Source organism: Wielerella bovis (assembly GCF_022354465.1).
Taxonomy (GTDB): domain Bacteria; phylum Pseudomonadota; class Gammaproteobacteria; order Burkholderiales; family Neisseriaceae; genus Wielerella; species Wielerella bovis.
The window spans coordinates 544,543-564,850 of sequence record NZ_CP092361.1; the positions used below are offsets into that span (position 1 = coordinate 544,543).

The window sequence follows — 20,308 nt, forward strand, 5'->3', positions numbered from 1 at the left end:
ACATGACTTCTATTCGCACATTCGCCACCATTATGACGTTGGGACTGGCTTTTCAGGCTGCCTCTGCTGCTGATGTAAACAACATCAAACCATTAAACAGCATTGCTTTTGAAGTAAATGGCTCCATTATCACTTATCGTGATATTGAACGTTTAACTCAAGAATTAAGCGGACGCAACAAAGATATTCCGCGAGAACAACTGGTTCAGGCTGCCAAAACACGTTTATTGGAACGCGCTCTATTGGCAGGTGCGGCAAAACAACAAGGCTTGAAAGTGCCACAGGAAATGATTGATGTTGAACTGGCACGCCGCGCCAAAGCTGAAAATACCACCGTTTCTGCTTTATATGCGCAAGCGGCTGCCAATGGCTATCGTCGAGGCGCGTATCGTTTGGAAGTTGCAAAAGATTTGCTGATTGAACACATGATGAGCAATTTGAATAGCGAGGTCAAAATCACACAGAATCAAATTGATGATGCATTAAAAAGCGGACAAAACCTACCAGCGGGTGAACCGTACACCGTTTACACTATTCGCCGCATTATTTTGCATGCTGATAGCCAAGAAAATATGGATGGAATTGGTCAGCGTTTACAACAAATTGCCAATGCCATTGCACACGGTAGCGATTTTGCCACAATGGCAAAACGTTATTCACAAGAACCCCAAGCAGCCAATGGCGGTTTACACGATGATATTACCGATATGATGCTGCCTGAAAATGTAGAAGAATTGTTGCATCAACTGCAACCTACCCAAGCCACCGTACCATTGCGTGCAGGCAATACATGGCAAATTGTACAATTTTTAGAGAAACGCACGGAAACCAATCCCGAAAAAATGCAACGCGAAGCCGTGCGCCGTATGTTGGTGAGACAAGCACAGCAAGAAAATCAAGCACAATTCTTGGAACAGTTGCAACAAAGTGCTGTTTTGCGTGAGTATTAATAAATAAAAAGTTTTCAGGTGGTCTTCTGTGATAAGGCAGCCTGAAAACCTGTGCTCATAATCTTAATAGCTTGCTTTTATCGCCACTTCATGCGCCCACTGCGTTGGATTTTCATACCGATAGAACTACTATCAGCATGAAAATCCGCCGTGTACATCTAGTACATAAGGCGTTGGCAACGCTGTACTGGTTTAGTGAATTCACTATAAAATCAAGCTATCAATCTTACGAACACAGGTTCTGAAAACTCGCAGATTAGATACAGGTATCTGACAATTTTTGAATCAAAATAAATAAGGTTTCCGCCTGAAAAATTATCGTGGTACTAAAATCACTTCAACTTTATTTTGGCGCAAGCGATTCGCAATCGGTATTGCTTTTTCACGCATAATGGGTGCAGTTCGCACGCGATATAAGCGTGTATCATTTTTCATACGCAAAGCATAAATTCTAACTGGCACATTCATCGCGCGCACTTTTTCGGCTTGTTGTTTCGCTAAACTCAAATCCGCAAACGCACCTACTTGAATAACCACATCTTGCGCATTTGCTATGCTAAAACCCATTCCCAATATCCACGCAAAAAGGTATTTTTTCATCATTATTTTCCCTAAAATCTAATAACCTGTGTTCGTAAGATTGGGAGCTTGATTTTATTGATAACTCTTGCGAATACAAGGCGGATTTTTAAGTCAATACTGGGACTATTGGCTTAAAAAAATGACGCAGTAGTCGCATGAAGTGGTAATAAAAGCAAGCTATTAAGATTATGAACACAGGCTGAAACCTTTGCAAAACCTATTCAGGCAGCCTGAAAAATCGTAGGCCTGATACTTACATTAGTAAATTTTAAATAAAAACAAATATTTGTAAAGTATGGGAAATATCGGATTCAAGAATTCGACCTATAATTTTGAGTTTTGCAAAGGCTTCAGGCAGTTATAGTTGATTCAATTTAAATCAGGGTAAGGCAACAGCGAGTAGTACATAAGGAGGCTGGCAACGCTGTACTGGTTTAAATTGAATTCGCTATAAAATAAAAATAAGACAAGGCGATAGTGACCGCCGTGTACAGCTAATACATTAAGAGAGCTGACAACATTGTATTATTTTTATTTTAACCAACGATAGATAAGCAAAGTTTATACCAATAAAGGCAGCCTGAAACAAAATATTGTTTCAGGCTGCCTTATTTTAACACAAATTTGGGATAAATATTTCTATAGATATTTGTTTAATATGGATTTTATTTTATTTTGAGCGCTGGTTGCTCATGTGATGTAACAGACAAAAATTTCAGGCTGCCTGAATACTGTTTTGTCTACGCAACAATGTAATCAACTGAACAATGCGGTTTTTCATCTCACGGCGGTCAATAATTTGGTCAATCGCTCCTTTGGCTAACAAAAATTCAGCGCGTTGGAAACCTTCGGGCAAAGTTTCGCGCACCGTTTGCTCAATCACACGTGGGCCTGCAAAACCAACCAATGCATTGGGTTCTGCCAAAACCACATCGCCCAAAAATGCAAAACTTGCCGATACACCACCCATCGTTGGGTCGGTTAAAACCGAAATAAATGGCAAACCTTTTTCATTGAGCAAATGCAAAGCTGCACTGGTTTTTGTCATTTGCATCAAAGAGTTCACGCCTTCTTGCATACGCGCACCTCCCGATGCAGCAACACAAATAAACGCGCAATCATCGGCAACAGCGCGGCGTATGCCTTGCACAAAACGCTCTCCCACAACCGAACCCATTGAGCCGCCAATAAACCGAAATTCAAATGCCGCAACCACCACAGGCACGCCGTGCATTTCGCCTTTCATCACCACCAAAGCATCGTCTTCGCCCGTTACCTTACGCGCCGCAGATAAACGGTCGGGATATTTCTTGCTGTCCTTAAATTTCAACACATCGGTGGGTTTGACATGGGCAGCGATTTCTTCACGCGCGTTTGCATCCAATAACAAATCCAAGCGTTCACGCGCTGTTAAGGCTTCGTGGTGTCCGCATTTGGGGCAAACTTGATAATTTTGGGCAACTTCGGTGGCGTATTGTGTCGTGCCACACGCAGAACATTTACGCCATAAACCTTCTGGTATGCCTGATTTAGCGTCATTTTTCTTGATTTTTGGGGGGAGAATTTTGTCTAACCAGCTCATGAGCTATTCCTTGCTGTACAGGTTTCAGGCTGCATATTTATCAGGCAGCCTGAAAAAATATTCTAAATAAATCAATCGCGCAATATAGCCATTATTGTGCAACTTGGCAATGTTTACGGCGATTTTTTCTTGTGCGATGTGTTTTCAGGCTGCCTTATCTGATTTTACGGACAAATTTTGCCAAAATTGTTGTAAATCATTCAACTGATTGTAGGCGGTTAAATCAATTTGCAAAGGCGTGATGCTGACAAAACCTGATTCGCATGCGGCAAAATCTGTTCCTTCTTCATTATCTGCTACTTCTCCTACTGCGCCAATCCAATAAATATCTTCGCCGCGTGGATTGGTGGCATGTACGATGCTTTGCACATGATGACGGCGACCCAAACGTGTGATTCGGTGTCCACGCAACATTTCGGGCGAAACCGCAGGAATATTCACATTCCACAAAATCGGTGCGGTGGGCGGTTGTTGGATTAAATGCGCTACAATTTGCCAAACGGCTTGTTCAACGGTGTCAGCGTATTTACTAAATTGATGATGATTCAGCGAAAAAGCAACGGCTGGAATGCCCATTAAATAGGCTTCGGTGGCGGCGGCAACCGTGCCAGAATACAGCGTATCATCGCCCATATTGGCACCGTGATTGATGCCTGACAAAACCAAATCGGGTTTAAAATCGGATAGGGCGTGCAAACCCAAATGAATACAATCGGTGGGCGTGCCGCTGACATAGTAAAAGCCGTTTTCGGCTGCACGAATACGCAAAGGACGGTCAAGCGTGAGCGAATTGCTGACACCGCTGCGGTCGCGTTCAGGTGCCACTACGCGCACATTGGCAAATTCACTGGCAATGCGTGCTAACATGGCTATTCCTTGTGATAAATAACCGTCATCGTTGGAAATCAAGATATTCATATTTTTCTTTCAAATAAAATGGGTTTTCAGGCTGCCTGAAAGATAATTAAATTATATTTTTTAAATATTTGTCTAAATGTTTTTTCGCAACAAGCGTTCTACCAATATCGTGCAACATTCGGTCAAAATATCACGCGTTTCGACAAAATTGCCTGTATACCAAGGGTCTGGGACATGGTCATACGCTGAATGTTCAGGCAACAAATCGGTAATTTTAAACAGTTTTTCAGGCTGCCTACCAAATTGTTTTTCCATGTTGCGCAAATTATTGTTGTCCATAACGATTAAATAATCATAGATTTGCATGGCATTTTTGGGTACTTGGCTGCTGATAAAACTGTGTGTATCAATGCCCATGCCGTCCAAAATATCGGCTGTGCCACAATGCATAAATTCGCCATTGTGCCAGCCTGATGTTCCTGCGCTGGCGACTTCTACCGCTAAACCGTGTTTGCTGGCTTGGTCGCGGAAAATATATTCTGCCATTGGCGAGCGACAAATATTGCCTAAACAAATAAATAGGATTTTCTGCATTTTTTGTTTCCTGAATAAAATAGGGGGCTATTTTAACTGTTTTGTTTGTATCAGGCAGCCTGAAAATGCGTGTGCAGGCTGCCAATTTCGGCTACAATACCCAATTTTTGGGAGCGTATCATGGGTGCAATTGGTGGTTTTATTGCTTTAAATGTTGTGGAAAAGAACGATGCTGGTGTGTTTCCGATTGTGGTGCATGGCTCAGAATTTCAACTGGAACAAGGCGGCGAATTTGAGCAAAATGAACAAGGCGAATGGTTGGGCATGACGCTGCATATTGCGTATTTTTCGGAGTTTGATTTGATGTTGCATGTGCAAACCAAAGGGCGCGAAGTGGTGCATTATCAATTTGGTGCGCGTTTAAAATCGCCTGAGATTTTGCGTGTGGACGTGGTGCAGGATAATTTGGATACATCTGGTTTGTTGCCACGCGGGATTTAAGATTAATACGGGTTCCTCATTATATGAATATGAACATAGGGATTTGTCATTAAGCAACTATTCTGTGTGCAAGATAATTAACTATATCAAGGTGTTGCAATTTATAGACCGAATTTTGCAAATGTTTCAGGCTGCCTGTACAATAGGCAGCCTGAAATCCTATTTGAATATTATAGTTGTCTGAGATTAACACATACAGAGTTGCTAGCTCACGATGTACGACTTATACACGGCGGTCGCTGTCGTCGTGTTTGTGTTAATTTGAAACGACTCTATCAAACCCAATACAGAAAGCCCATTATGACCAGCGCATTTTCTCCTAAAAAACTCAATGCCTTGAATACCCGTGAACGCCAACAAGCCACCATTGCACAATTTAACGCTGCAATGGACGCCCAAGATACCGCCACTGCCATTGATATAGCCAATTATGTGGTTTCCGATGACGATTTGAGCAACCATGCTTTTTCACGCGGTTGGCAACTGCATTGTCTAAAATGGCTCATCATTCACCACATGAATGAATGGCGCAACAGCGAAGACAATAGCGAACACGAAGACAAAAGCATCCATGCCTTATTAGGCGGTTTGTGGAAACTGAAATGGATAATTGGCATACTGCCACAAGACATTGGCGAAACACGTCAAGATTTTGATGAAGCCATTGAATTTATGCAGCATGTATACGAAGATTTTGAATTTAGCACTGCGATGGTGGATAAAGCACAATTAGACATTGCCATGCTAACAGGAGATGCCGAAGCCGCACGCAAACACTTTGCCCAATGGCAAGCCGCCGACAAAGACGATATGAACGATTGCGAAGCCTGCGAACAAAGTACCTTGATAGATTATTATCACTTTATCGGCGATTATCAACGCGCCGCCGAGCTTGCCGCCCCCATTATTTCAGGCGAAATGACCTGTGGCGAAGTCCCACACATTACCTATCCCAGCATCATCAATAGTTTGATACAAATCGGCAAATTCAGTGAAGCCCAAGCCGTTTTGCAAGACGCGGTTGATTTAATCACAAAATCCAGCGAACATTTTTTATGGCTCATACCACAACTGATTCAACTGTCTGTCCGCTTAGAAAATCGCGAACAAGCTGAAGAATTATTGGACGAATTTAGCCACGACATCGTAGAAGCCGCGCAAAACAATCATTTCCACTATTTGCAATATTTGATTGCAGTCGCACCGTTTAACGAAGAAGCATTGGAAGCCGCACGCAATTTGGCACGCGATTTTGACGAACGCAATGGCAACCAATATTATCAAAATCAATTGGATTTAATGTTTGTTACCCCAGTTTTGCATTAAAATTATGCTTTCAGGCAGCCTGAAACATTTTTTTCATCAATAAGGACACATAATGTACGATAAATACCAATCCGATGCGACCAAATTACTCAATGAATTGCTGCAACAAAATCCCGAATTGGAAGCCGAACGCCTTGCTAACCGACAATTATTGTGGGACGTCAAGCTAGATGCTGACGAACAAGCAGGTTTCAAAGCGGCTGCGGTTGCCAAAAAACCTTATACTTATCAACCCGATTAACGTTTTCAGGCTGCCTTTTATGGCAGCCTGAAAATATCATATATAAAAATTATGACTGTTCACGCGCCATCATTTACCCCGCAATTATTGGATTATCTGCGTCAAATCAGCGAACCCGAACACCCGATTCTCGCTCAAATGCGCCAAGATACTGAACATCATCGTCTTGGCAAAATGGCGATTGCACCCGAACAAGCCGCCTTGCTCACATGGCTGGCACGGCTGATGCGCGTAGAAAATTATCTGGAAATCGGCACATTCACAGGATACAGCAGTACCGCAATGGCACTCGCGCTGCCCGATAACGCACGATTGACTTGTTGCGACATCAACGTAACGTTTACCGACATCGCCCGACAAAATTGGCAACGCGCAGGCATCGCCCACAAAATTACCTTGCATCTGCAACCCGCCATCATCACAATGGACGAAATGCTGGCAAACGGCTCAGCCAACACATTTGATATGGCGTTTATTGATGCCGACAAACCACCCACGCCACATTATTTTGAACGCTGCCTGAAACTGGTTCGCAGTGGCGGCTTGATAGCGATAGACAATATTTTACTCAATGGACGCATCATCAACGATGTTAACGACCACAGCCCAGCCAGCCACGCGATTTTGCGTGATTTCAACGCCCATCTGCCACACGATGACCGCATCATACCGCTCACGCTGCCTTTAGGAGATGGATTGACTTTAATCATAAAAAAATAGTGTTTTTATAGTCGTTGGAAATTAACACATACAGCGTTATCGGCACTAGGTGTACACGGCGGTCGCTGTTGCCTTGTTCTGATTTAAATTGAATCCACTATAAAACAAATGGTTGTTCAATATAAGAAAGGTCGAATTCAAGAATCCGACCTATCATTTTGATTGAGTTTTGTAAGGGTTGCAGCCTGAAAGGTTTCAGGCTGCCTTTATAATTTATTGTTTAATGTGTATGTGATTCAGAATCAGAATGAACATGAGGCTTATCACCTAACCATTTATCTTTTAGTTTGTCCCATGTGCCATCAGCTTTAACTGCAGCCAGTCCACGATTCAATTTTTCCAATAATTCAGTATTGCCTTTTTTAATAGCAAAGGCACTAGGCTCTTTTGGCAAAGTATCATCATAAACCAAACGCAAGCCCTCATCTTTGTATTGTGTAACAAAATAATGGAATGACCCAGAGTGTCCAATCGCGGCATCACTTTGTTTAGCCATTACGCTTTTAATAGTCAGCCATGCACTATCAAACCCCAAGTCTTTGGCTGGTTCGCCTACTTTATTACGCAAAGTATCTACCATAGATGTATTCACTTGATAAGCTACTTTTTTGCCTTTTGCGTCAGCAAATGATTGAATAGATGAACTTTGTGGTACAGCTAAAACAGTTGATGTTTCATAGTAGGAGTCGGTAAAGTCTACTTTGGTTTTGCGTTCATCAGTAACTGATAAGCCACCCGCAATAATATCTGTTCCACCATTTTCAGGTAAATCAAAAATACCTTCCCACAATACAGGTTTATAAGTTAGCTGAAAGCCTTCTTTTTGAGCAATTGCATTTAACAAATTCAATGTCAAAACCTTCTGCACCATTTGGGCAAGTAGGGCATGATTGCACAAATGGAGGATAAGTTTCCTCAATGGCAACACGATAAGTTACACCATTTTCAGATGTCGTTGTCGCAGGAGTGTTTGATGCAACTGGCTGACTTTCCCCGCCACCACATGCACTTAAAACAACTGCCACCATAGGTGCAAGAATCCAAGATTTAGTCATGATAACTCCTTATAATTTTGGGGTTTCTAAAAGTGGAATGGTTATTCTAAACGGAAAGTGAAGAATATTGATATATATCAATATTGCAAAAATTAGGTTTGAGATTATCGTATTGATACATAAAGGATAATTAAATAATGATTGTTGTTTTTATTACACAGTAGTCTTATAAAAGGCAGCCTGAAATCTTTGAAAAGCTTCGTGTTTTACAATCCCATCTCGTTTTCAGGCTGCCTATTGCTATTCCGACAAACTTACTCAACTAATATGTTAAAATAACACCATCAAAATAACAAAATGAAGGAAAACATATATCATGGCTTTATTGCAAATTGCCGAACCGAATATGTCCGCCGCGCCCCACCAACATCGTTTGGCTGTGGGCATTGATTTGGGCACAACCAACAGCTTGGTGGCGACCGTCAAAAGTGGAGCGGCAACGTGTTTGCCTGATGAAACGGGCGCTGTGTCCGTGCCGTCTGTGGTGCGTTATTTGGGCAACGATGAGCGGGTGGTGGGCAAGGCCGCCTTGTCGCAACAAAAACTTGACCCACAAAACACGATTTCTTCCGCCAAACGCTTAATCGGGCGCACGCTGCCTGAAATTGACACGGCACATTTGTCCTACCGCTTTGGCGCGTCCGACAAAATCATTGAATTGCAAACAAAAAACGGCTTGAAAACACCGATTGACGTGTCCGCCGACATTTTGCGCGTGTTGAAAGAACGCGCTGAGCAATCTTTGGGTGGCGATTTGGTGGGCGCAGTGATTACCGTGCCAGCCTATTTTGATGACGCGCAACGCCAAGCCACCAAAGACGCGGCGCGTTTGGCAGGTTTGAACGTGTTGCGTTTGCTGAATGAGCCGACCGCCGCCGCCATTGCCTACGGTTTGGACAACGCGGCGGAAGGCACGTTTGTCGTGTACGATTTGGGCGGCGGCACGTTTGATGTGTCCGTGTTGCAGCTTTCCAAAGGCTTGTTTGAAGTGAAAGCGACGGGCGGCAATTCCGCTTTGGGCGGCGATGATTTTGACCACCGTTTGTTCTGCCACATTGTTGAGAAAAATCAACTGTCTTTGACCGATGAGCGCGATGTGCAACTCTTGCTCGGTTTGGTGCGTCAAGCCAAAGAAACATTGAGCAAGCAGCCTGAAACGACTTTGCAAACCGAATTGCATGACGGCAAAGTCATCAACACCGTGATTACACGCGCCGAATTTCACGCGCTGACCCAACATTTGGTTGCCAAAACCATTGAGCCAGTCAAGCAAGCCTTGAAAGACGCTGGTGTGGGCAAATCCGACATCAAAGGCGTGATTATGGTCGGCGGCGCAACGCGCATGTTGCACGTTCAACAAGCGGTTGGCGCATTTTTCGGGCAAACGCCACTCAACAATTTGAACCCCGATGAAGTGGTGGCATTGGGCGCAGCCATGCAAGCCAACGTGTTGGCAGGCAACAAAAATGACGGCGAATGGCTGCTGTTGGACGTAACACCGCTTTCTTTGGGCTTGGAAACTTATGGCGGGCTGGCTGAAAAAATCATTCCGCGTAATTCCACTTTGCCCACAGCGCGCGCCCAAGAATTTACCACTTTCAAAGACGGACAAACCGCGATGACCATTCATGTGGTGCAAGGCGAACGTGAGTTGGTTTCAGACTGCCGCAGTTTGGCGAAATTCACATTGCGCGGCATTCCGCCTATGGTGGCGGGCGCGGCGCGCATTCGCGTTACCTTTCAGGTGGACGCGGACGGTTTGTTGTCCGTGTCCGCGCGTGAACAAACGACTGGCGTACAAGCCCAAATTGAAGTAAAGCCGTCCTACGGTTTGGACGATGACACGATTATGCAAATGTTGCGCGACAGCATGAGCAATGCCAAAGATGACGCGATTGCCCGCGCTCGTGCCGAAGCCAAAGTGGAAGCAGAAGGTTTAATCGCCGCCATTCAGGCAGCCTTACTGTTGGACAGCGATTTGTTGAGCGTAGATGAAATCAGCAAAATCAATGCCTTGATTGACAAGCTGAACGCCAGTTTGCCCAATCACACGGCGGAGCAAATTCGCGCTTTGGTGCATGAACTTTCACACGCCACAGACGATTTCGCCGCCAAACGCATGGACAGAAACATTCAGCGCATGTTGCAAGGACAAAATGTAGCAGATTTGAATGTTTGAGTATTCAGGCAGCCTGAAACTTGTACAAAATTCAATTTGTAAGGGTAGATTTCATATCTACCCTTTTTTATTGTGTACTGGTTTAAATTGAATTCACTATATAGTCGCAGAACTGAAAAAGCAGTACGGCGTTGCCAACGCCCTTATGTACTATTCGTACACGGCGGGCGTTGTCGCCTTGTACTGTATTTTCATTTCTACGACTATAGATGCAAGGGTAAGATAAAATCTACATCGTTTGGTAAAAGTTCCAATCTTACAAAAAACTAAAACCATAAAAACATGAGGTAATACATAAATCAACAAAATTCTTTTGCCAAACAAGAATAATTTGCATTAAAATTACACTCATGAAAAACAACGACTCTCTTCTCAAAATTACCACTACATTGGCGGTTACTTTATTGCATGCAGGCATTATTGCGCTGACGTGGCATGCGAGTAAGCCGCCTGAAATTGTTGAAGTGGATAATTTAACAGTTGTGGACATTGGTTCTCTTTTAGGTGATGACCAACCTGCTGCCGATGGTGCACCTGCACCTTTGGAAAACAAGGCAGAACCTGAGCCACCTAAACCACAGCCTGAAAAAATCACACCACCTAAACCAATAGAAAAAGTCGTTAAACCAGAATCTCCAAAAACCATAGAAACACCAAAAGTTCAGGCTGTGGTACGCAATGATAAACCTGCAGATATAACACAGCCTGAAAAACCTGTACCACAACCAGTAGTGGAAAAACCAAAACCGATTGAACAGTCCAAACCTGTGGAAACACCTGCACAACCCAATACAACACAGCCTGAAAAATCTACTGGGCAGAATTTGGCTGATTCGGGTAGCAAAAATAATAATCCTAATCGCCATATCAATGGTCAAGAAAATGGCAATGGCAGCAATCCCAATAGTACCAAACCCAGTAATGGCGTAGGTGGCGATAAGAATGCTACGGGAAGTGGTGTTAAAAATCCAAATGGTAACGGCAATAAACAATCTTCTGGAAGCGTGATTCAAAATGGTGGTTATATTGGTTTGCCCAACCCTCCTTATCCTGCCAATGCAGATGGAGATGAAGGTACTGTCAAATTAAGCGTTTTGGTCAAACTTGATGGTTCCAAGGAAATTAGCGTTACCCAATCCAGTGGTTCAGCAGTGTTAGATAATGCAGCAAAACGTGCGGCGCGAAATGCAAAATATCGTCTTGCCAAAGTAGATGGACAAGATGCTCCCACTCGGTTTAGCACTTCATTCACGTTTAAAGTATACGATTAATTTTTTCAGGCTGCCTGAAACCCAATTTTAAGAGAAAGCAACAAATGAATTTAGGATTAGTTTTTAAACATGGAGACGCGGTTTTAATCGGCGTATTTTTAAGTTTGATTGCAATGAGTATTGCATCATGGGTCATCATCATTATTCGGTGCATCAAATGGAAACAAGCCAAAACCGCTAATAAACAAGCGCGAGAAATCATTTGGGCATCAAATAATTTAGCCGATGCAGAACAAAAAGCCAAAAATTTACCTTGTCCCATTAGTTCATTGGCATTAGACGGCATCATGGCAACACGCCGTTTTGATGCAACCGAACACCATTTACTTTCTGCCAGTTTGCCGCGTAATGCTTATTTAGAACGCGAATTGCGCCACAGCATGGGCAAAGTGATGAGTCAATTTGAAGGCGGTATGACGGCATTGGCAACCATTGGCTCAACCGCACCATTTATTGGCTTGCTCGGAACAGTTTGGGGGATTTACCGTGCCTTGATTAATATCAGCAACAGTGGGCAAATCAGTATTGCAGCGGTATCAGGTCCCATTGGCGAAGCATTAGTGGCAACCGCAATCGGTTTATTTACCGCAATTCCTGCTGTTTTGGCATACAATTTTTTCAATCGTGCCAACAAAAATATGGCGCGTATTGTACACAATTTTGCCCACGATTGGCATGTGCAACTGATTAACAGCACCAACAACAATAAGGAATAATCATGGCATTTGGTTCAATGAATGATGGTGATGATGCGCCGATGAGCGACATTAACGTTACACCTTTGGTGGATGTAATGTTGGTTTTACTGATTGTATTTATGATTACAATGCCTGTTTTAACGCATTCCATTCCGCTCAATTTGCCGACTGCCAACAGCCAATCGCAAACGCCACCTAAAATGGATGTGAAGCCGATTGAAGTAGCGATTGATGCGACAGGCGCGTATGCGGTTGGTGCAGATTCAGAAGTTAAAGTGGATTTGGAAACTGTGCGCCAACAATTCACGAAAATTGCCCAAGAAAATCCTGATACAGTTGTGGCGATTGATGCCGATGAAACGGTGGCTTATGAACATGTCGTCAAAGTGTTGGAAGCCGCACGAGAAGCAGGTTTGAGTAAAGTGGGTTTTCGCATGAAAACCGAAGCTGTGAAATAAAACTCTGTTTATAAGCAAAACAAGCAAAATAAGCGTATTTTGCTTGTTTTTTTATAGTGGATTCAATTTAAATCAGGACAAGGTGACAGCGACCGCCGTGTACACCGAGTATATAAGAAAGCTGGCAACACTGTACTGGTTTAAATTGAATTCACTATATATTTTAAAGATAGGTCATTTAATAAAAAACACACAAAATCATAATAATTTGATTCTGTGTGTTTTTTTATTAAGCAATTAATCAAAGCCAACAATATACAATATTAGTTTATCTAACGACGATATCGTGTTGATTATATATTTTGGCTGATGGTTGGTACAGCACGGCGCAATGAAGCCCAACCCATGCCAGTACTGGTTCGTTTTGATGTTACCATCACAACCACGATATGTTGATGCTCAGGCAATACAATCATAAAATGCAGAGTACCTGCCGTAGTCATTTGCACTTCTTGGATAGAATGCAAAGCAGATTTATTTCTTTGTTTGGTTAATTGGTCTTCCACCATGCGGACAGTTTTTCCACGAAACATATCTACCGCAGCAGCTGATACCAAATCTACATAATTTTGGTCAAAATGACTCACTTGATGGTATACAGACAAAGGCATACCAGAATCCAAATCTACGACAGCTACAGCAATAGCACCATCAACTTCCGAATAGACTTCCGCACAAATTTCGTCTAATTTACTCATAATTTATGTTCCTCAATAATGTGAAATATAACAATCGCTTTTTCATTAGCCTTGTTAAATAAATAGCATACAAATATTTATTTGTATGCCTATATTAAAATGGAAGTAAAATAATAACTATTTGAAAAAATAAAATCAATTCCTTTTATTGAGCCGATTCAATTTAAAAATAAAGGCAGCCTGAAAACATTTTCAGGCTGCCTTTATTTTAATTTTAACGTTTATTCACTTGGTCAAACACACCACCATCAGCAAAATACGTTTGCATAATATCGTCCCATGAACCAAATACATCATTAGCGCGGAAAGTTTCCACTTGTGGGAAACGGTCATTGTGTTTGGCTAAAACTTCAGTTTTGCTTGGGCGCAGATAAAAATTTGCTGCTAGATTTTGTGCGTCATCCGACCACAAATAATCCAAATACGCTTTTGCCGCCTCTGTTGTGCCCTTCTTATCTGTAACCGATGTTACAACCGCCACAGGATTTTCGGCTGCAATCGTGTATTTTGGGTACACAATTTCAAACTTATCTGCACCAAATTGTTGCAAAATCACATGCGCCTCATTTTCAAATGTAATCAATACATCACCAATATTACGTTGTGCAAATGTAGTTGTTGCACCACGTCCACCTGCCTCAAATACTTCCACATTTTTCAAGAATTTTTGTGCAAATGTCTTGGCGGCATCTTGATTATTTCCATTTTCTTTCAAAGCATTAGCATAGGCTGCTAAAAATGTATAACGTCCATTACCTGCTGTTTTGGGATTAGCAATGACTAATTTCATACCATCTTTGGCTAAATCGTTCCAATCGTGAACACCTTTCGGATTGCCTTTGTGTACCAAAAACACCGTAATACTTGTAAACGGTACGGCATTATTAGCAAAAGATTTTTGCCAATCTTCTGCAACTAATTGTTTCTTTTGTAATAATTCAATATCCGATGTTTGATTCATGGTAACCACGTCTGCCGTCAAACCATTGGCAACGGATAAGGCTTGTTTGCTAGAACCGCCATGTGATTGTTTGATGTCAATGCTGATATTCGGATTTTTAGCTTGATAATCCTTAATAAACAATGGATTAAAATCTTTGTAAAAATCGCGCATCACGTCATAAGATACGTTGAGTAATTCAATTTTTGCGCCATTTTGTGCGGCAGATGTGCTGCTGGCTGCATTATTATTTTGACCGTCACAAGCAGTAAGTACGCTTGCCAATAGTAAACCGATTGCCCATTGTTTTAACATGATATTTCCTTATTGATATGTGAAAGAATGGCGAGATATTAAGGAATAATGATATTTTTGGGAAAGAATTTACGGTTTTTTGATAAAGAATATGTGGTTATATGGTTTTCAGGCTACCTAAAAAATACATCAATCCACATTTTGATTGAAATAATCAGGGAAAATTGATGGATATTGGATTATTTCAGGCAGCCTGAAAAACGGTTTATACAATTTTTGCATAAGGGAAATAAATTAGTATTCTTTGAAAGCGCATCAGCTTTTCGGTACATTGTACGTTTTAAATTTAGGGGAAGTTTTTTAACTTTGTTGCAGCTTAATGGGCTTTCAGGCTGCCTGAAACCTAATTCCCCAAAATAAAAAAATGGATTTTAAATAATATGTTACTCAAATCCCCTACCGTTTTACCTGCGTTTAAGTTGAGCTTTGGCATCAGCGTGTTTGCGCTGTCTCTGTTGGTGTTGCTGCCGTTTACCATGCTGTTGATTACCGTGCAGGGCATGGGTTTTGCCGCGTTTTGGCAAACGATTAGCGAACCGCGCACGCTGTTTGCCGTGTGGCTGACCTTGAAAACATCGCTGTTTGCCGCGCTGACCAATGTGGTGTTTGGCACGCTCACCGCGTGGGTGTTGGTGCGCTATGAATTTGCTGGCAAAAGCATAGTCAATGCTTTGGTGGATTTGCCGTTTGCGTTGCCCACAGCCGTAATGGGCGTGGCGTTGGCGACTTTGTACGCGCCCAATGGTTTGATTGGGCAACTGTTTCCTTTCAAAATTGCGTTTACGCCCATTGGCATTTGGTTGGCGTTGGTGGTGGTGAGTTTGCCATTTGTGGTGCGTTCGGTGCAGCCCGTGTTGGCGGAATTGTCACCCGAATACGAAGAGGCAGCCGCCACATTGGGCGCAAACCGTTTGACCGTGTTTCGCCGCGTTTTGCTGCCTGAAATGTTGCCTGCTTTGGTAACAGGCGCAGGCATGGCGTTTGCCCGTGCGACTGGCGAGTACGGCTCGGTCATTTTCATTGCAGGCAATATTCCCATGGAATCGGAAATTTTGCCTTTGATTATCGCGGGCAAATTTGAATTGTTTGACATTCAAGGTGCGAGTGCGGTGGCTTTATTTATGTTGATGATTTCGTTTGTGATTTTATTTGCATTGAATGTTTGGCAATGGCGTTTGAACAAAAGAATGAATCGATAAAAATGTTTCAGGCAGCCTGAAAATATTTTTTGAAATAAGCAGCAATCTGTTCCCTCCCCCGTCTCAAACAGGGGAGGGCTAGGGTGGGGGAAATTGGGTGCTGTAAATGAATGTTGTTGAAAATCAAAGAGCCACCCCCACCCTAACCCTCCCCCGCCAGACGGGAGAGGGGACAGGTTTCAGGCAGCCCACAGATTTTTATCGCACATTTTCAGGCAGCCTGAAAAAAATCAAAATTAGGAAAAATCCCATGTCTCACAATCATTTAACCGAACCGCGCTGGTTGCGCTACACCTTAATTGGCACGACTTTGCTGTTTTTGGCAGCGATGTTGGTTGTGCCGTTGATTTCCGTGTTTTACTACGCGCTGGAACGCGGTTGGCAGCTTTATATTGATGCGCTGACCGAACCCGAAGCCTTGCACGCGCTGAAACTCACGTTGATTATTGCCGCTATTGTCGTGCCATTGAACGCGATTTTGGGCATCGCCTTGGCGTGGTTGCTGACACGCTTTGATTTTCGTGGCAAACAATTTTTGACCACGCTGCTGGATTTGCCGTTTTCCGTGTCGCCTGTGGTGGCAGGTTTGATGTTTGTGCTGCTGTTTGGCGCGAACAGCACGATGGGTGGCTGGTTTGAATCGCACGGCATACAAATCGTCTTTGCCTTGCCGAGCATGATTTTGGCGACTTTATTTGTAACATTCCCCTTTGTTGCCCGAGAGTTAATCCCCCTGATGCAAGCACAAGGCGACAGCGAAGAGCAGGCAGCCTTAATTTTGGGTGCAAACGCATGGCAAATGTTTTGGCGCGTAACGCTGCCGAACATCAAATGGGCATTGCTGTATGGCATCATTTTGACCAATGCACGGGCGATGGGCGAATTTGGCGCGGTGAGCATGGTGTCGGGACACATACGCGGTCAAACCAACACGCTGCCTTTGCAGGTGGAAATTTTGTACAATGAATACAATTTTGTGGGCGCATTTGCCTTGTCCAGTTTATTGGCGTTGTTGGCATTGCTGACTTTGTTGCTGCAAAACTTTTTGGATTGGCGACAAGCCAAAGCATTGGCAGCCGCAGAGCGCGAATAATTTTCAGGCAGCCTGAAAACAATTACTTAAAGGGATAAATCATGAAAACTTTACAAGACTTGATTAATTTAGAAGAGCCAGCTTGGGAATGGATGCAGGAAGAATGGTTCAGCCAAGCCCGTAATCATTATGAAATTATTCCGAAAAATCAAATGCAAGCAGAAAAAGAATTGCTTGCCAATCAAGTTACCACACGTTCGCCTATGGGCGCGATGATTTATGAAACAGGCGGCATGTTCATTGATAACGGTTGGTTGCGGATTTTGGGTTCAGGTGGTGCCAAATTGAACAGAAGCATTAGCGAATGGAACAAAGGCAAAATTTTTGAGCAATTAGGCGACATACCTCCCTTTTTGTTGATTGCAGATGATGTGCTGGGCGGCTACTTTGCGATTAATGGCGGGGGATTGGGCGACAATTTGGGTCAGATTCATTATTTTTCGCCCGATTCATTGGCATGGGAAGATTTGAATATCACTTACTCACACTTTCTTGAATGGGTATTAATGGGCAATTTGGAACAGTTTTACCAAAATCTGCGTTGGGAAAATTGGCAAGACGATGTGAAACAATTAGACGGCAATCAAGTTTTTTCTTTCTTTCCATTCTTATCAAGCAAAGAAGGGAAAAATATCAATGAAATCAGCCGAAAAGTGATTCCAATACAAGAACATTATTTTGCATTTGTATCATCAAATTAATTTCGTTTCAGGCAGCCTGAAAAACCTAGAAGGAAAAACATGAAAGCAATCGTCATTGGCGCGACAGGTGCAACAGGCAAACATTTAACCGAACAGTTATTAAACCACCCAGCCTTTTCACAAGTAACGATTTTTGTGAGAAAACCCCTTGCCATTTCCCACGCCAAATTAACGGTTAAAGTGATAGATTTTGATGCGCCCGAAATTTGGGCGCAAGATGTACAAGGCGATGTGTTATTCAGTTGTTTGGGGACAACTTTAAAACAAGCAGGCAGCAAAGAAAACCAATACAAAATAGACCACACATATCAATACCATTTTGCCAAAATCGCCAAAGAAAACGGCATACAACATTACGTTTTGATTTCATCAGAAATGGCAAATGCCAATGCCTTAACATTTTATGCCCAACTCAAAGGCAAATTGGACAACGATGTATTGGCATTGAATTTTCCCAAAATCAGCATTTTCAGACCGCCTTTATTGGTGCGTGAAAACACAAACCGTTTTGCCGAGAAAATGGCGGAAAAATGTTTGATGTTTGCCAATCAACTGGGCTTGTTCCAATCGGCACGCCCCCTGCCCACACAAAAATTGGCTTATGCGATGATAAACGCGGTTATTCAAAATCAAACAGGAATTGTGAATAAACAAGCCATTTGGGAATTGGCGAAATAAAAATACTGCGTTTCAGGCAGCCTGAAAACCCTGACGAAACCAAAACGAGACCACATCAAAATGAATCATGAAACAGCCAAAAATCAATTAAAACCTTTATTTCTGAATTATTTGCAGGAAATTAGTCAAGAGCCTTTTTCTGATGATATTCAAGCATGGTGGTTTGGATTGTATGAACCCTATGGGATTTATGTTTTGGGTTCAACAGAATTTGATGAACAAGATGAATACTTTGAATGGGCGTGTCCCAAAGATGATGATTTTTCCCCATCAGCCCATGCACCCGATTTAACCATTTTATCAACATGGCATTGGGAAAATGTTTTCAAAATCATTCAAGAAATATTGACAGAATTATTCCATGAAAATCCCAATCTGGCTCTATTGCGTGTACCCAAAATTGGATTGGGATTTGATGATGGGGACGGAATATTGATACACAAACAGTAGGGTATATCGCGTACCAAATCGTTATCCTAATTTATTGCTTTTAAAATTTTTTTCAGGCAGCCTGAAAACAAAAATATGGAACACAAACAATGTCTATCCAAATTAAAAACCTAAACAAACATTTCGGCAAATTCCATGCCTTAAAAGACATCAACCTGACCGCCGATTCAGGCAGCCTAACTGCATTATTAGGGCCCAGCGGTTGCGGCAAAACCACCCTATTACGCATCATCGCAGGCTTGGAAACCGCCAGCGATGGACAAATTCTGTTTGACAATCAAGATGTTTCCCAAGTACCCGTGCGCGAACGTCAAGTCGGTTTCATGTTTCAACATTACGCGCTGTTCCGCCACATGAATGTTGCCGACAACATCGCCTTTGGTTTGGACGTCAAACCCCGCGCCACACGCCCCAGCAAAGAGCAAATCGCACAAAAAGTCAACGAATTGCTCAAATTGGTGCAACTGGAACACCTTGCCAAAGCCTTCCCCAGCCAATTATCGGGCGGACAACGCCAACGCATTGCGCTTGCCCGCGCTTTGGCAACCGAACCCAAATTATTGTTATTGGACGAACCCTTTGGTGCATTGGACGCAAAAGTCCGCAAAGAATTGCGCGCGTGGTTACGTCAAATTCAACAAGAATTGGGCATCACCACCATTTTGGTAACGCACGACCAAGAAGAAGCATTGGAAATGGCAGACCAAATTGTGATTATGAATCATGGTGTTGTAGAGCAAATTGGCACAGGCGACCATTTATATCACGCGCCCAAAAACGTGTTTGTAAACGAATTCTTGGGCGAAACCAACGCCTTTGAATTTGCCAAAATTGAACAAGGCGAATTACACATAGGCGGCTACCGCGAAACGCTGAATCCACGCCCCACAGAACGGCAAAATGTCATCGCCTATGTGCGCCCACACGAATTGGTTTTGCACACCACGCAGCCTGAAAATGCAATTGGTGCAGCAGAAATCGTGCAAATTCATCATATTGGTGCGGTGGTTCGCGTGGCATTAAGGCTGCCTGAAACATCAAAATTGATTTGGTCAGCATTGTCGCCCGCACAATTCAAAGCGTTGAATGTGCAAACAGGCGATACCGTTTGGCTGTTACCGCAGCAAACCAGCATTTTCAGGCTGCCTGAAATGGTGGAATATGTGATTTGATGATGAAAAAAGAGTAGATGATTTTATATGAAATATATAAAAAACAAATATTTAATAGGTATGGGAAATGTTATATTTAAGAATCCGACCTGCCGTTTGGGGTTTTG

General features: G+C 42.8%; 23 protein-coding genes. 15 read left to right on the forward strand and 8 right to left on the reverse strand.

Going from position 1 to position 20,308, the window contains the following annotated elements:
- Window positions 1-2 precede the first annotated feature (2 nt).
- Complete coding sequence (locus MIS45_RS02775) at window positions 3-950, forward strand: peptidylprolyl isomerase (protein ID WP_249449102.1); 948 nt, start codon at window positions 3-5, stop codon at window positions 948-950.
- A 315-nt stretch (window positions 951-1,265) separates the two neighbouring features.
- Here MIS45_RS02775 and MIS45_RS02780 read toward each other — a convergent pair whose 3' ends face one another.
- The 4 genes from MIS45_RS02780 to MIS45_RS02795 all read right to left on the reverse strand — a co-directional run bounded on the left by MIS45_RS02780 (window position 1,266) and on the right by MIS45_RS02795 (window position 4,566).
- Window positions 1,266-1,553, reverse strand: coding sequence for an SPOR domain-containing protein (locus MIS45_RS02780; RefSeq protein WP_249450919.1), 288 nt, complete (start codon window positions 1,551-1,553; stop codon window positions 1,266-1,268).
- 694 nt (window positions 1,554-2,247) lie between these two features.
- Entirely contained in the window at window positions 2,248-3,114 is an 867-nt protein-coding gene (accD, locus tag MIS45_RS02785) for an acetyl-CoA carboxylase, carboxyltransferase subunit beta (RefSeq protein WP_249450920.1), read from the reverse strand.
- 144 nt (window positions 3,115-3,258) lie between these two features.
- Window positions 3,259-4,032: a 5'/3'-nucleotidase SurE gene (gene surE / locus MIS45_RS02790; RefSeq protein WP_249450921.1), complete on the reverse strand. Its 774-nt coding sequence runs from the start codon at window positions 4,030-4,032 to the stop codon at window positions 3,259-3,261.
- 72 nt (window positions 4,033-4,104) lie between these two features.
- Entirely contained in the window at window positions 4,105-4,566 is a 462-nt protein-coding gene (locus tag MIS45_RS02795) for a low molecular weight protein-tyrosine-phosphatase (RefSeq protein ID WP_249450922.1), read from the reverse strand.
- Window positions 4,567-4,686: 120 nt separating this feature from the next.
- Here MIS45_RS02795 and MIS45_RS02800 point away from each other — a divergent pair, with 120 nt between their 5' ends.
- The 4 genes from MIS45_RS02800 to MIS45_RS02815 all read left to right on the forward strand — a co-directional run bounded on the left by MIS45_RS02800 (window position 4,687) and on the right by MIS45_RS02815 (window position 7,294).
- Window positions 4,687-5,007: a hypothetical protein gene (locus MIS45_RS02800; protein WP_249443122.1), complete on the forward strand. Its 321-nt coding sequence runs from the start codon at window positions 4,687-4,689 to the stop codon at window positions 5,005-5,007.
- Between the two features lie 300 nt (window positions 5,008-5,307).
- Window positions 5,308-6,333 carry a hypothetical protein gene (locus MIS45_RS02805; protein ID WP_249450923.1) on the forward strand — a complete coding sequence of 342 codons (1,026 nt, stop codon included), beginning with the start codon at window positions 5,308-5,310 and terminating at the stop codon, window positions 6,331-6,333.
- A 52-nt stretch (window positions 6,334-6,385) separates the two neighbouring features.
- Window positions 6,386-6,574, forward strand: a complete 189-nt coding sequence (locus MIS45_RS02810) for a DUF3460 family protein (RefSeq protein ID WP_249444526.1) — start codon at window positions 6,386-6,388, stop codon at window positions 6,572-6,574.
- 51 nt (window positions 6,575-6,625) lie between these two features.
- A complete protein-coding gene (locus MIS45_RS02815) occupies window positions 6,626-7,294 on the forward strand; it encodes an O-methyltransferase (RefSeq protein ID WP_249450924.1) in 669 nt (222 codons plus the stop codon).
- 220 nt (window positions 7,295-7,514) lie between these two features.
- On the opposite strand, the gene MIS45_RS02820 is transcribed toward MIS45_RS02815, so the two are convergent.
- Both MIS45_RS02820 and MIS45_RS02825 read right to left on the reverse strand, forming a co-directional pair.
- Window positions 7,515-8,144, reverse strand: a complete 630-nt coding sequence (locus MIS45_RS02820) for a substrate-binding periplasmic protein (RefSeq protein ID WP_249450925.1) — start codon at window positions 8,142-8,144, stop codon at window positions 7,515-7,517.
- Window positions 8,092-8,349, reverse strand: a complete 258-nt coding sequence (locus MIS45_RS02825; protein WP_249450926.1) for a hypothetical protein — start codon at window positions 8,347-8,349, stop codon at window positions 8,092-8,094. Before MIS45_RS02825 ends, MIS45_RS02820 begins: the two co-directional genes overlap by 53 nt.
- A gap of 316 nt (window positions 8,350-8,665) precedes the next feature.
- Between MIS45_RS02825 and hscA the strand changes: the two genes are divergently transcribed.
- From hscA to MIS45_RS02845, 4 genes are all read left to right on the forward strand, one after another.
- Window positions 8,666-10,528 (forward strand): Fe-S protein assembly chaperone HscA, encoded by a 1,863-nt coding sequence (gene hscA / locus MIS45_RS02830; protein WP_249450927.1) that lies wholly within the window; start codon window positions 8,666-8,668, stop codon window positions 10,526-10,528.
- Between the two features lie 350 nt (window positions 10,529-10,878).
- The gene (locus MIS45_RS02835; protein ID WP_249450928.1) at window positions 10,879-11,799 is read left to right on the forward strand and encodes a TonB family protein; all 921 of its coding nucleotides are present in this window, start codon (window positions 10,879-10,881) and stop codon (window positions 11,797-11,799) included.
- Between the two features lie 44 nt (window positions 11,800-11,843).
- On the forward strand, window positions 11,844-12,515 hold the full coding sequence (locus MIS45_RS02840; RefSeq protein ID WP_249450929.1) for a MotA/TolQ/ExbB proton channel family protein: 672 nt from the start codon (window positions 11,844-11,846) through the stop codon (window positions 12,513-12,515).
- A 2-nt stretch (window positions 12,516-12,517) separates the two neighbouring features.
- Window positions 12,518-12,955: an ExbD/TolR family protein gene (locus tag MIS45_RS02845; RefSeq protein WP_249443130.1), complete on the forward strand. Its 438-nt coding sequence runs from the start codon at window positions 12,518-12,520 to the stop codon at window positions 12,953-12,955.
- Window positions 12,956-13,248: 293 nt separating this feature from the next.
- On the opposite strand, the gene MIS45_RS02850 is transcribed toward MIS45_RS02845, so the two are convergent.
- Together MIS45_RS02850 and MIS45_RS02855 are read right to left on the reverse strand one after the other, a co-directional pair.
- Window positions 13,249-13,653, reverse strand: coding sequence for a roadblock/LC7 domain-containing protein (locus MIS45_RS02850; RefSeq protein ID WP_249443131.1), 405 nt, complete (start codon window positions 13,651-13,653; stop codon window positions 13,249-13,251).
- Between the two features lie 214 nt (window positions 13,654-13,867).
- Window positions 13,868-14,908, reverse strand: a complete 1,041-nt coding sequence (locus MIS45_RS02855) for a sulfate ABC transporter substrate-binding protein (protein WP_249450930.1) — start codon at window positions 14,906-14,908, stop codon at window positions 13,868-13,870.
- 380 nt (window positions 14,909-15,288) lie between these two features.
- On the opposite strand from MIS45_RS02855, the gene cysT reads away from it, so the two are divergent.
- From cysT to MIS45_RS02885, 6 genes are all read left to right on the forward strand, one after another.
- Window positions 15,289-16,107 carry a sulfate ABC transporter permease subunit CysT gene (cysT, locus tag MIS45_RS02860; RefSeq protein WP_249450931.1) on the forward strand — a complete coding sequence of 273 codons (819 nt, stop codon included), beginning with the start codon at window positions 15,289-15,291 and terminating at the stop codon, window positions 16,105-16,107.
- Between the two features lie 250 nt (window positions 16,108-16,357).
- On the forward strand, window positions 16,358-17,200 hold the full coding sequence (gene cysW / locus MIS45_RS02865) for a sulfate ABC transporter permease subunit CysW (protein WP_249451327.1): 843 nt from the start codon (window positions 16,358-16,360) through the stop codon (window positions 17,198-17,200).
- A 41-nt stretch (window positions 17,201-17,241) separates the two neighbouring features.
- Window positions 17,242-17,901 carry a DUF2625 domain-containing protein gene (locus MIS45_RS02870; protein WP_249450932.1) on the forward strand — a complete coding sequence of 220 codons (660 nt, stop codon included), beginning with the start codon at window positions 17,242-17,244 and terminating at the stop codon, window positions 17,899-17,901.
- Between the two features lie 39 nt (window positions 17,902-17,940).
- Window positions 17,941-18,579 (forward strand): NAD(P)H-binding protein, encoded by a 639-nt coding sequence (locus MIS45_RS02875; protein WP_249450933.1) that lies wholly within the window; start codon window positions 17,941-17,943, stop codon window positions 18,577-18,579.
- Between the two features lie 60 nt (window positions 18,580-18,639).
- Window positions 18,640-19,029 (forward strand): hypothetical protein, encoded by a 390-nt coding sequence (locus tag MIS45_RS02880; RefSeq protein WP_249450934.1) that lies wholly within the window; start codon window positions 18,640-18,642, stop codon window positions 19,027-19,029.
- An 89-nt stretch (window positions 19,030-19,118) separates the two neighbouring features.
- The gene (locus tag MIS45_RS02885; protein WP_249450935.1) at window positions 19,119-20,201 is read left to right on the forward strand and encodes a sulfate/molybdate ABC transporter ATP-binding protein; all 1,083 of its coding nucleotides are present in this window, start codon (window positions 19,119-19,121) and stop codon (window positions 20,199-20,201) included.
- Window positions 20,202-20,308 lie beyond the last annotated feature (107 nt).